Genomic DNA, 15,069 nt, shown 5'->3' with positions numbered 1-15,069 from the left:
TGTAAATGAGGTGACAACATGCCCATTACGAATCGATTTTCTACCACCACTAACGGCGCACTCGCTATTACAGGAAACACACTAGGTTTAAGTAAAATTAGCAATCTAAACCGTGCTGGTACAATCGGTGCAATTGGTGCATTCGTAACTACGAATACCGCTTTACAAGTACCTACTTTTCCTGCAGGTACAACGTTAAACTATACACAAAATAGTTCTACCGCTATTTTGAATATCCCTGCTGGTAGTACTATTCTTTACGCAGAACTCGTTTGGGGTGGAAACTATTTATCTCGGGATCAAAACATTACGAGTGTATTAGGAAACCCCGTTTCTTTTACAACACCTGTGTCAACATACTCAATTACCCCTTCGGCTGTTACAGCTTCAAATCAAACATTCGTTTCTGGATCTGTCACATTTGGATTTTACACACGATCAGCGGATGTAACGTCACTCGTTCAAGCTGCTGGATCTGGATCTTATACAACAGGTTCTGTTCCTGGACTTGTAGATCCTTTAGACGCTTCTAATGGAGCCATTAATTCTGCAGGATGGACGCTTATTGTCGCTTATCAAAACGGTTCCTTACCCGCAAGAAATTTAACAATTTACGTAGCTGGTAACCGCGTTTCTGTAGAAACCGGTAGTGCAGATGTATCTGTCTCAGGGTTTTTAACACCTGCCGGGGGACCTGTAAGCGGGAGATTATTTTTAAGTTCTACTGAAGGGGATGCTGATTTAACTGGGGATCAAGCTTTATTTGGACCAAATTTCAGTTCATTAAATGCATTATCTGGGCCAAATAATGCTGTTAATAATTTCTTCGGTTCTCAAATTAATAATGCTGCAGGGAACTTAGATACAACTGGTACATTTGGAACGCGAAACCAGAGTGCCTCTACAAGTACAAATATCTCCGCTGGAAGACAAGGATGGGACATTACTTCCATTGATATTTCTCCTTATTTAACAAATTCCCAAGTATCTGCCTCAATTCGTTTAACTACTAACGGGGATGCATATATGTTAAATACAGTCGGTTTACAAATCAATATAAACTCACCTAATATACAAGCAACTAAAAGCGTGAATAAAAGTGTCGCTACAATTGGAGATATTCTAACCTATACAGTTACTGTTCCTAACACCGGGCTTCTTCCTGCAAATAACGTTACTTTTACAGATGTTCTCCCTAACGGTACTTCCTTTATACCTGGAAGCGTAACGATAGATAACGTACCACAAACAAACGCAAATCCGGTCGCCGGTATATCTCTGGGGACAATTAATAATAGCTCTTCTCGTACAGTAGCTTTCCAAGCGACTGTCGTTTCTCTTCCAAGTCAAAATCCTATCTCTAACACTGCGAATATTACATTTCAATATACACCGATTGCCGGAGGAACGACTTTTAACGGTCTTGCAACAAGTAACTCTGCAGGAACACAAATTAACCTCGCAGATATTAATGGCACAAAATCAGTTAACAAACTTTTTACCGATATTGGTGAAACATTAACTTACAGTATTGCCTTAGCTAATATAGGAAATATCGCTGCAACTAATGTTATATATACAGATCCGATTCCTAGCGGGACTACTTTCATTCCAGGGAGTGTAACTGTTAACGGAGTTACTCAAGCTGGAGCAAATCCCGCTAATGGTATATCAATTGGATCTATTGCTGCAAATTCTACTACTACTATTTCCTTTCAAGTATTCGTTCCTTCTATCCCCCAAACAAATCCAATATTAAATAGTGGTACAACAACATATCAATACATTCCTGTACCAAATCAGCCGGCAGTAAGTGGAACTGATACGACAAATATTGTCTCCACTCAAGTGAATAATGCTACTGTAACAATGACGAAAGCAGTAGATAAAAACTATGCAGATATTGGCGATACACTGACTTACACTGTTGCCTTTACAGGTACAGGTAATACGAATGCGAACAATGTTATTTTTACAGATGTCATTCCTACAGGAACAACTTTTGTCCTAAACAGTTTAACAATAGATGGCTCAACACAAGTTGGCGCTAATCCCGCTAATGGTGTGAACATAGGATCCATCGCAACTGGCACAACCAAAAGTGTTTCATTTCAAGTAGTAGTTAATACAATACCCGCGTCAAATGTCGTATCTAACGGATCAAGCGCTTCTTATCAGTACACCGTTAACCCTAGCCAATCACCCATTATGAAAAACATTTCTTCTAACGTCGTTACTACTCAAATTAACAATGCGAATTTAACATTAACAAAGTCTACAAATAAACAATTTGCCACAATTGGCGAAACGATAAGTTATACAATCCTTATTACAAACAGTGGAAATACGGCCGCCAATAACGTTCAACTAACAGATCCACTTCCAAATGGAACGATATTAACATTAGGTTCTGTAACGCTCAACGGAGTTTTGCAAAATGTAGATTCTCTCGTTGCTTTACCTATCGGCACAATTCCTGGTGGAGCTACTTTCACCTTATCCTTCCAAGTAACAGTCATTAACATTACTGCACAAAACCCTATCATTAATAACGCTTTCGCCTCTTATATTTACACTGTAAATCCAAGCCTGCCACCAACTTCAAAAACTGCAAATTCTAATTCTGTTACATCAACAATTAGACTAGCAAATCTTCATGCTAATAAATCTGTAAGTCAAACGTTTGCGGAAGTTGGAGATGTATTAACTTACACCTTTGCTCTTACAAACGATGGAAATGTTACAGCGAACAATGTATTACTATCCGATTCCATTGCGAATGGCACTTCCTTTGTACCGAACAGTGTTATAGTTAACGGTGTTACTCAGCCGGGCGCAACACCGGCTAGCATCAATATTGGTAGCATCAATGCTAATACTACAATTACAGCTTCATTCCAAATATTAATAACTAGTATTCCAAATCCTAATCCTATTTTGAATAGCGCTTCCATCTCCTATAACTTTATCGTTGATCCAAACGCTTCTCCTGTAAGTACAAACACAACTACAAACACTACATTTATCCAAGTTAATGATGCAAATGTAATTTCGGCAAAATCAGTGGATCGAGAGTTCGCTACTGTTGGAGATATATTAACTTATACCGTTATTTTAACGAATGCAGGAAGCGTTTCTGCTGATAATCCTACTTTCATAGATATAAATCCAGATGGTACTACCTTTATTCCAAATACTTTTCTTATTAATGGCGTTTTGCAAAACAATGCAGATCCAAATATCGGTGTCCTGTTACCTTCTATTCCTGCTAGCGGATTAATTACCGTTTCTTATCAAGTAACTGTCACTGCTTTACCAGCCCAAAATCCAACAACTAATTCATCGAGTACACAGTATAGTTTCGTTCTAAATCCAGGTGATCCACCAATTATAGAAACATCTTTAAGTAATACTGTAAGTACACAAATTAATTTAGCAAATGTAGTTATTGTCAAAGAGGTAGATTTAACTATTGCCGATGTCGGGCAACCAATCACATATACAATTTCCTTAGCTAACCTTGGCAATACTACAGCAAACAATGTTGTTGTTACCGATATAATCCCTCCCGGCACCACTATCGTACCAAATAGTATTTTTATAGGTGGCGCTTTACAGCTAGGTGCAGACCCAAGTACCGGCCTTCAAGTCGGCTCCATTCCTGCAGGTGGTTTTACAACGATTGTTTTTCAAATAAGTGCAAATGGGCTACCTTCACCAAATCCAATTCAAAATAGCGCTTCACTTCAATATAACTTTATCGCTGATCCAAATTTACCTGTTGTTGTGAAAAACGCTACTAGTAATATAGTAACTACACAAATTAATACTGCTAATATTGTTGCTACAAAACTAACGAGTACAAATTTCGCTGATGTTGGTGATGTCATATTATATGCGACTATTTTAACAAATAACGGGAATATCCCTGCTTCTAATGTATCGTTTACAGATATCATTCCAGCGGGTACCCTGTTCATTCCTAATACTGTAACGATTAACAATGTCCCTATAGCAAATGCAAATCCTGCTAATGGTATTTTTATCGGTACGATAGGAGCGAATTCATCACGAACCGTTGCATTCCAGGTTCTTGTACCAACTATCCCTGCTGTAAATCCGATTACGAATCAATCAGGCACAACATTCCAATATACGTACGATCCATCCAAGCCAGCTGTAATGCAGATGGTGGCTTCTAACACGGTACAGACAACTATTAATAACGCCTCAATTGCCGCTACAAAATCTGCAGATAAACAGTTTGCTAACGTAAATGATATTATTACGTACACGACTACTTTAACAAATAACGGGAATACACTTGCATCAAATATAGTATTTACAGATGCCATTCCAAGTGGGACTTCATTTATTCCAAATAGTGTAACAGTAAATGGTACTACACTCCCTAATATAAATCCAGCAAATGGCGTAGCAATTGATCCAATAAACCCCAATACAAATACAACAATCTCATTTCAAGTAATAGTAAATTCCATCCCTAGTACAAATCCAATCCCGAACCAAAGTAATACAACGTACCAATATGTCGTAAATCCTAACTTACCTCCTGCATCTGCCAATGCGTTAAGTAACGTAATAACAACTCAAATTAATAACGCTACGATCGTCGCTACTAAATCAGTGAATAAACCGACAGCTGCAATTGGAGATATCGTTACCTATACGATTGCAGTTACAAACACAGGTAATATCCCTGCTAGTGCAAATGTTTTAACGGATGGGCTTGGCGCAGGAGCTTCATTTATCCAAAACTCCGTAACTATCAATAATGTTCCACAACCAGGATTAGATCCATCACTTGGTATTCACTTAGCAGATATTCCACCAGGTAATACTGTATTTATTGCTTTTCAAGCACAAATTTTAGCGATACCGCCTAGTGGCACATTAACAAATAATGCCCTTGTAAATTATGAATATACAGTGAACCCAAACCAATCACCTGCTGTTGGTAGTACAATTACAAACACAACGGTTACTCCAATTATTGATGCTACTCTATCTATAAATAAAACTGTCAATTCAACATTCGCTACTATTGGAGATACACTTACTTTCACTTCCACCATTACTAATTCCGGTAACACTACCGCAAACAATGTTATTTTTACAGATTTAATTCCAGATGGTACAACGTTTATTCCAAATAGTTTTACAGTAAATGGAACAACCATTCCTAATGCAAATCCACAAAATGGTATCAATATCGGTAACATAAATTCAAATGCATCAGTTATACTCAGCTTTCAAGTAAACATTGCAACGATTCCAAATCCTAATCCAATCCCTAATAAATCATCGGTTCAATATAGTTTTATTGTAGATATTAATGAACCACCTGTTTCACGAACAGTTAAATCCAATAAAACTTTTACACAAGTAAATACTGCTTCCGTTATCGCAACAAAAACTGCGAGTAGTGCATTTGCTGCTGTTGGAGATACAATTACGTATACAACAACCCTTACCAATAGTGGAAATACAACTGCAAATACACCTGTTTTTATAGATATATTACCACCTGAACTTTCATTCGTGCCTGATAGCGTACAAATTAATACCATCCCACAACTTGGATTTAGGCCAGATAGCGGGATTCCTTTAGACCCAATTCCAGTTGGAGGAACGACAACCATTAGTTTCCAAGCCATTGTCGGTTCAATACCAGCTTCAAACCCTACGATGAACCAATCTAGTACAACATACTCTATCATTGTTGACCCTACCGAGCCGCCTGTTACAGAAACGGCTACTAGTAATCCGGTCTTAGTTCAAATAAATGAAGCAATCATTCAAGCAACGAAAAGTGTGGATCGTATCTTTTCTGACGTAGCACCTGGAAATTCATTTTTAACGTATACTGTTTTATTAGACAATATAGGGAACACGACTGCTACTAATATCATTTTTACAGATCCGATTCCAAATAATACAGTATTTATAGAAGATAGCGTTCGAGTAGGTGGGGTTTTATTACCTGGAGTAAATCCAGCGAATGGGATACCAATTGGAGATATTATTGCAGGAGATTTTATAAACGTCACCTTCCGCGTGCAAGTAGTTAGTATTCCAAATCCAATTTTCACAATTGGGCCTGGGGGACCAAACTCACCGGTTGTAAACGGTGCTTCTATTAATTACCAATTTATGACAGGGCCTAATTTACCACTCGTTTCACGAAGTACAACATCCAATTCTGTTTCGACACAAATAAATTCCGGGGAAATTGTAGCGGTTAAATCCGCGGATAAAAATTTCGCAACGATCGGCGATACAATTTCTTATACAATTACATTAAATAACCCTGGAAATGTCACTTCACAAAATATAATTTTCACGGATATTTTGCCTGATGGAACGACATTTATTTCCGGGACTCTTACAAGCGATTCTGGTACACAGCAAATTGGAAATCCAGCTAGCGGGATACAGATTGAAAATATAAATCCAGGTGGAACGGCCATTATTACTCTCAACGTACTTGTTACAAACATTCCAAGTATAAATCCAATTTCTAATTCTAGTTCTATACAATTTCAGCATATTGTTGATCCAAGTCAACCCGCTATAACACAAACCGTTTCATCTAATACCGTTACTACGACAATAAATAGTGCAATATTAACTACAACAAAAAGTGCTGATAAATCTATAGTGTCTGTTGGAGATACGATTACGTATACCACTACTATTACAAATACAGGGAATACAGCAGCAACCAATATAACATTCACAAGCGCTATTCCAGCTAGCACTACATTCATACCAAATTCAGTTACAGTAAATGGAGTTCAGCAACCTGGTGCGCAACCAGCACTTGGAGTAAATTTACCAAATATCGCACCCGGTGAAACAGTAACCGTTACTTTCCAAGTAAATGTTATTTCTGTTCCCCCTTCAAGCTCGATTATGGGTAACGATACAATTTTATATTCTTATACTGTTGATCCAAACGGAGCTCCTGCTACTACTTCTACTTCAACGAATATTGTTACAAACCCTGTATTAGATGCTATGATTACGATAATTAAATCAGTCGATCAAACACTTGTAACGCTAGGTGATACCATTACCTATACGACAATTTTAACGAATAGTGGTAATACAAACGCAACTAATATTACTTTCACTGACCTTATACCAGATGGTACAACGTTTATTACTGATAGCGTTACAATAGATGGCATCACGCAAATTGGTCTTAATCCTAATACAGGTATAACGATTGGAGCAATCGCTCCTAACAACTCAATATCAATAGCATTTCAAGTTACCGCTACTTCTACTCCTGTTCAAAATCCTATTGCCAATTCGGCTAGTGCTTCTTACACATTTATCGCTGACCCTAATGCCCCTATTGTTTCAAGGAATGTTACTTCAAACACAGTGTTCACTACAATTAACACAGCTACCATTCTTTCATTAAAACAAGTCGATAAATCCTTTAGTCGTATTGGAGACACACTCACCTATACTGTTACTTTAACAAACAATGGAAACTCATCCGCACAAAATGTTATTTTCTCAGATACAATGCCGAGCGGAACTACATTTATTGCAAACTCATTTTCAATTAACGGGGTTTCTCAAAGTGGTGCGGACCCATCGAACGGTGTAAATATTGGGCCTATAACAGCTGGGTCTACAGTAACTGTTTCATTCCAAGTAAACGTGGCGTCATTACCAACCGAAAACCCAATTGTAAATTTCTCATCAACATCGTATCAATTAGTCTCACCGCCTGATGCAGAAACTTCAATTAGTAATCCTGTTTCAACACAAATTAGAGAAGCTATATTATCTATGACGAAAAATGAAAGTCTATCCTTTGCAGATGTCGGGCAAACTGCTTTTTACACTACTTCTATTGCCAATGTAGGCAATACGGATGCAACTAATATTGTATTCACAGATGTATTACCAAGTGGACTCACATTTGTTCCTAACACATTAACTGTCGATGGCATTTTACAACCTAATGCGGATCCAAATACAGGTGTATTACTTGCAGCACTTCCACCAAATGAAATATATAGTATCGTCTTTCAAGTTACAGTGAACAGCATTCCACCTATTAATCCAGCACCGAATACAGCATCAACGACATATGAGTTTACTGTTGATCCAGGTAATCCGCCGGTATCGAATACAGCTAGCTCCAACACTACACTTCTTCAAATAAACAACGCAAATATTATTAGCACAAAAACAGCAAATCTTACTTTTGCGGATGTTGGTAATACAATAACATTTACACTTAACCTTCCTAATACCGGGAATGTGGCTGCTACTGATGTTACCGTTATCGATATACTTGATAGCAATTTAAGTTTCGTTCCAAACAGTTTCACAGTTAATGGGCAAACCATTCCAAACGCTGATTTATCTACTGGTGTAAATATCGGTTCAATTAATGGTGGAAACACATCAATCGTCACATTCCAAGCCATCGTTTCAACCCTCCCAATCAACAATCCTATTTCTAATTCGGCTCTTACCACTTACCGTTATATTGTTGATCCAGATCAGCCGTTCATTTCAACCTCTAATCAATCTAATACAACGACAACACAAGTTAATAGCGCTATCCTTACTGCACAAAAAAATTCAAATGTGGAAACAGTAGATATTGGGCAAGATATTGTCTACTCAGTTACGATTACAAATAGCGGAAATGTTAGTGCGACGAGTGTTATTTTTACCGACCTAATTCCAGACGGAACTTCCTTTGAACCGAATAGTTTTACACTTAACGGAACTACCATCCCAAATGTAGACCTAATTACAGGCGTTCCAATTGGTGATATCGCGCCAAACCAGTCTGTCATCGTAACATTTCATATTAGTGCCGATGAAATTCCGCCTATAAATCCAATTACCAATCAAGCTAGCGTTAGCTTCCAGCATATCGTTAATCCGGCTAATCCACCTGTTTCAAAAAATATTACTTCTAATAGCGTTACAACAAAAATTGAAAGTGCAATTTTAAACACTATTAAAATAGGAGATAAAGCTTTTGCAACGATCGGTGATACGATTACGTATACAACCACTATTACGAATACAGGAAATATCTCTGCTAACAACGTTGTTTTCTCAGACCCTATACCGACATGGACACAATTTGTTGCAGGATCAGTCATTGTTGATGGCACTTCATTACCATCCGCTTCTATCATTGACGGTGTTGGCATAAATACAATAACTCCAAATCAAATCGTAACAATTATGTTCCAAGTGCAAATCGTAAGCAATCCAACAACCTTCACACCTGAACTCCAAAACTTAGGATTTGTTAACTTCCAATATAACGTAGGCAATTCATTACAAGCTCAGCCTGGCAATGTGGAGACGAACGTCTTCGTTACTTCTATTAATTCAGCAATACTTTCAGCTGTAAAAACTGCTAATACAGCCTTTGCGAATATCGGAGACACAATCACTTATACAGTTTTGATTCAAAACAGCGGCAATACAAACGCTACGAATGTAAATTTCTCAGATCTTATTCCAGCTGGAACGACCTTTGTTGAAAATAGCTTTTCTGTAAATGGAAGTATCATTCCAGGGGCAAATCCAAATAACGGAGTTAATATCGGAACCGTTAGTACGAACAGTTCCTTAACTGTTACTTTCCAAGTCATAGTCACATCTACTCCACCCTCAAACCCAATTACAAACGTTGCATCTATTCAATACGCATTCATTGTTGATCCGGCAGCTCCTCCTGTTACAGGCACGATAAATTCTAATAGCGCTTCAACACAAATTAATAACGCGACTGTTACAACTGTTTTAGAAGCAAATCGAGCAATCGTATCTATCGGAGATATAATTACGTATACAGCAACATTAACGAATACTGGAAACTTCCCTGCAAATTCTGTATTACTCATTAACGGTGTTCCTGAAGGAGCATTATTCGTTCCAAATAGTGTCACGCTTAACGGGATTTCACTTCCAGGTGCAAGTCCAACTCTCGGTATTCCAGTTGGTATTATCGCACCAGGTGATTCTGCTACTATTACGTTCCAATTTCTTGCAAGTTCTATTCCACCGCAAGGAGCGATTATAAATCAAGCAATTACAAGTTACACGTATATTGTCGATCCAAGTCAACCTCCAGTTACAGCAACATCCTCATCTAATACGGTTAATACAGCTGTCGTTGATGCATCGTTATCCGCAATTAAAAATACAGATTCTCTCGTACAAACTACTGACGGTACAATCACTTATACAGTAGTCGTTCAAAATAACGGCAATACAACTGCAAATACAGTTACTTTAACAGATTTGGTCCCAGAAGGAACTGCATTTATTCCGAATAGCGTGACCATTAATGGCGTTTCAGTTCCAGGTGCCGATCCAAACGTAGGAATACCATTAAACTCCGTTGCGCCGTCAGAAATTGTCACCGTCACATTCCAAGTTATCGTTCAATCTATTCCAAGCGTGAATCCAATTTCTAATATAGCCCGTATTGACTATACTTTTATCGCCGATCCAACCTCTCCTATCATCTCTCGAACAATTACGTCTAATCCAGCTTTCACACAAATTTCGGATGCGAATGTTCTTTCTTTAAAAGCAGTTAATGCACAACAAGCAACAACAGGTGATATTTTGACTTATACGATAACGCTAGAAAATACCGGAAATATTCCAGCTACTAATCTCATATTTTCAGATACTATTCCAGAAGGGACTACATTCGTAGAAAATAGTTTTACACTTAATGGAACAGCTATACTTGGTGCAAATCCAAATGTAGGGGTTGCTTTGCCTAACCTAGTAGCAAACGCTACTCACCTTATTTCGTTCCAAATTCTTATTAACGATTCATTCTCGCAAGAATCGATTACAAATCAATCCAATACAACATATTCAATTCAACCAGATCCAAGCCAGCCGCCTATTACTGAAACATCTACAAGTAATATCGTCATTACAAATTTCGTGCAAGCACAATTGACAATTACAAAAACGTCCAATCCAATAACTGTAGATATTGGCGGAACTATACTTTATATTTCTGAAGTGAAAAATATCGGCAATGTTGACGCGATAAATATTATTTTTACAGATTCTATTCCAGCTGGGACTACATTCGTTTCCGATAGTGTCACAATTAACGGTGTCCTGCAGCCAGGTGTAAATCCAGAAAACGGAATACCACTTGGAACAATTCCAGCAAACAGTTCCAAAACGATACTATTTCAAGTGCAAACAAACAATCCACCTACTGAAACCGAAATTGTAAATCAATCTTCTGCAAATTACCAATATGTAAGTATTCCTACAGCTCCACCGGTGAATCGCTCTGCAAATTCTAACATTGTTACAACATCACTTCAAAATGCAAATATTATTTCTGTTAAAAGCGCGGATGTAACTTTCGTATCAATTGGGCAAATTATTACCTACACAAATACACTACAAAATATAGGAACCATTCCAGCTAACAATACCGTGTTTATTGATAACATTCCAGAAGGTACTATATTCATTGAAGATAGCTTATCAATAAATAATGTGATTCAGCCTGGCGCGAATCCTGAAAACGGAGTAACTCTCAGCACGATACAACCAAATGAAACAGTCACTATTTCATTCCAAGTACAACTTACAAATATACCGTCCGGCAATACAGTCATTAATATTTCAGACACTTCGTACGAATACCAAATTGACCCTAGCTCTCCGATTATTCAGCGTAGATCGTTATCAAATGCAGTAAACACGGAAGTGCGGACGGCAAATGTTAGTGCAATTAAATCCGCCAATAGATCCATTACACGCATCGGTCAAATCATCACATATACAGTCGCCGTTACAAACGCTGGTACAGTACCTATTACAAATACTCTCCTAATTGACGCAATTGCTGCTGGCACCACATTCGTTCCAAATAGCATCCTTGTAGATGGCATACCAAGACCTAACGAAAATCCAATTACCGGTATCAATCTTGGTATTATCCTTCCAAATAATACGATTATTGTTACGTTCCAAGTAAATGTAGTCTCTATACCTTCTCAAAATAACATTAATAATATCGCCGTCATTCACTATGAGTATCAACCAGACCCAAGCTTACCACCAATTTCAGAAACGACCTCTTCCAATACTACAAATATACAATTTATTGATGCTATTCTTATCGCTACAAAATCCTCTAATAAAGTATTAGCTAACATTGATGAAACCATTGAATATACAGTATTCATTCAAAATAATGGATCGACTACAACTAACTCCATCTTTTTTACAGATACTATCGAGGATGGAACTGTATTTATTCCTGGAAGTGTAATAGTTAACAATACTATAATTCCTGCAGCAGATCCGAATATCGGCTTTTCCATTCCTAATATCGCGTCAGGTCAATCGACAACAATAACATTCCAAGTTTCCGTTACGAATTTACCTGCTGTAAATCCAACACCTAATACTGCAAACATCGTCTACGATTTTATTTTCAATCCTGACTTTGCACCAATTCAAAAATCTACTACTTCCAATACTACTTTCGTTCAAATTAATGACGCTGATATCGTTTCACTGAAAACTGTTGATTTGACTTCTGTAACGATTGGTGACATTTTAACTTATACAACAACTTTAACGAATACAGGGAATACGGATGCTACTGCGGTTGTATTTACAGACAATATTCCTGATGGAACAACCTTTATAAACGGTAGCGTTTTAGTAAATAATATTCCTCAGCTTAACGCCAATCCAAGTGCCGGTATACTTGTAGGAACGATTGCTCCTAACATTTCTATCCCAGTCACGTTTTCCGTTACTGTGTTATCTCTTCCAGCTAGCGGTCGTATTCAAAATCAATCCACTTCTCGTTATACAATTAATGGTGAAGAACAAATATCGACTAGTAATATTACCTTCACTGAAGTTATTTCTGCTAATGTAATTGCAACAAAAACAACGCCTATCCAATACGCTGACCTACAAACTATCATCCCTTACACAATTTCCATCACAAACAATGGGAATATACAAGTAGAAAACATTATCGTTACTGATATCATTCCAGCAAATACGAGCTTTATAGAGAATAGTGTTATTGTGAATGGCAACGCTCGGCCAAATGACAATCCACTTAGCGGTATACCAATTGATAACATTCCGCCTAATACGACAGCAACTATTCTATTCCAAGTCCGGGTTACTTCCATTCCGCAAACAAATCCAATCTCTAACACGAGTACAATTGAATATGAATACACGGTACCAGATAGGCCACCTATTACCGAAACTATTATTTCATCAGCTGCCGTAACAGAAATTCATCACGCGAATTTAAATAGCAATAAAACTGTTGACCTTGCATTTGCAACGGTCGGTGATACGTTAACGTATACGATTACACTAAATCAAACTGGTAATGTTTCAGCAGATGATGTAGTCATTCAAGATATTATTCCTCAAGGTACTACGTTTATAGAAAATAGTGTCATTGTAAACGGAGAAACTGTTCCGGGAGTTAATCCAGTAAGCGGCATACCAATTGGTACTATAATTGTAGGTGGAGATGCCATCGCTTCATTCCAAGTAACTGTAACTTCTATTCCAACACCAAATGAACTCAACAACAAAGCAATTACTACTTTTAACTATATAGTCAATCCAAATAACTTACCTGTTACAAATACGACTACAACAAATACTGTCACAACAACTGTCCAAAATGATAATGTCGTTGCCATAAAATCTGTTAATGCCACAAATGCATTACCTAGTCAAACTTTAACGTATACAATTACAATTACTAATAGCGGTAATGTAACGATTGAAGACCTTCTTGCCATAGACACCGTACCAGTAGATACAATTTTCATTACTGGCAGTGTTACGATTAACGGGATCAATCAGCCTAATGCGAATCCTGAAAATGGTATTCCATTAGGAAACCTTGCTCCTAATGAATCTGTTGTCATTACGTTCCAAGTAACAATATCTTCTTCGACTATTCAAACTGCTATCAATAACGACGCTTCTGTTTCCTATACTGTTACCATTGATCCGAATGAACCACCTATTACAATTACAAAGCAAACAAATACCGTTACAACAACGATCGTTGATCCAATGGTGCGCATTGAGAAAAATGCTGACAAATCTTCTGTCGTTATAGGGGATATTATTACATTCACACTAGACGTATTTAATCATTCCCCAATTCCTACAGTAAGTACTTCCGTTTTAGATATGATTCCAGCTGGTACAACATTTATAGAAAACAGTGTAACAATTAACGGTACTCCGGTTCCAAATATTCGACCAGACACTGGTATTAACATTGGTTCCTTATCGGCAGATGGAGTAGCAACTATAACATTTAAAGTTCTCGTAACTTCTATCCCTTCAAACAGTACAATTATCAATTCCGCAACAGTTACAGCTGCTTTCCAATTGACACCACAAGATCCAATTATTATTTTCATTGTCAATTCGAATATTGTTCGTATACCAGTTCAATTTATAACGGCAGCAGTGATAAAAAATGCTTCCGTCAGCTCTGCTTATTTAAACCAATATTTTGATTATACAGTGCGTATTACGAATACTTCCGAGATTTCACTTTCAAATATTTCATTACAAGACACCATTCCAGCAGGTTTACAATTTATGAACGGTACGGTCTTCATTAATGGGGAACGCTCTCCACTAGCGAATCCGAATATCGGTTTCCTAGTCGCTACTAATTTGGAACCGAACGAAACAATTATCGTGTTATTCACAGTACAAGTGATAAGTCCCCCTATTAATAATGAATTTAAAAACACGGCAAACGTTTCTTTACAACTTCAAGTCTCTCCTACCGATCCACCAATCACAGTAACCATTACAAGTAACGAAAATATCGTCACCTTCATTCCAGAAAATCCAGATGAAACACTTCCAAATTTAAATTGTTTCTTTGACGGTGAACGTTTCATACGCATTACTCCTCGAAATATACGAAATTACTTTTGGACTTGGATTTGGTGGCGTTAATCAAAAAAGAAAAAGCTT

1 protein-coding gene is annotated in these 15,069 nt (G+C 37.5%); it reads left to right on the top strand.

The window, feature by feature from the left end; all coding sequences use genetic code 11:
- Positions 1-18 precede the first annotated feature (18 nt).
- Positions 19-15,051, top strand: a complete 15,033-nt coding sequence (locus LCF45_RS08060) for a DUF11 domain-containing protein (RefSeq protein WP_263894735.1) — start codon at positions 19-21, stop codon at positions 15,049-15,051.
- The last annotated feature ends 18 nt before the right edge of the window (positions 15,052-15,069 follow it).

The organism is Bacillus sp. 41-22, assembly GCF_025809295.1.
GTDB lineage: Bacteria > Bacillota > Bacilli > Bacillales > Bacillaceae_G > Bacillus_A > Bacillus_A mycoides.
This window is presented reverse-complemented; position numbering and strand designations above follow the sequence as displayed.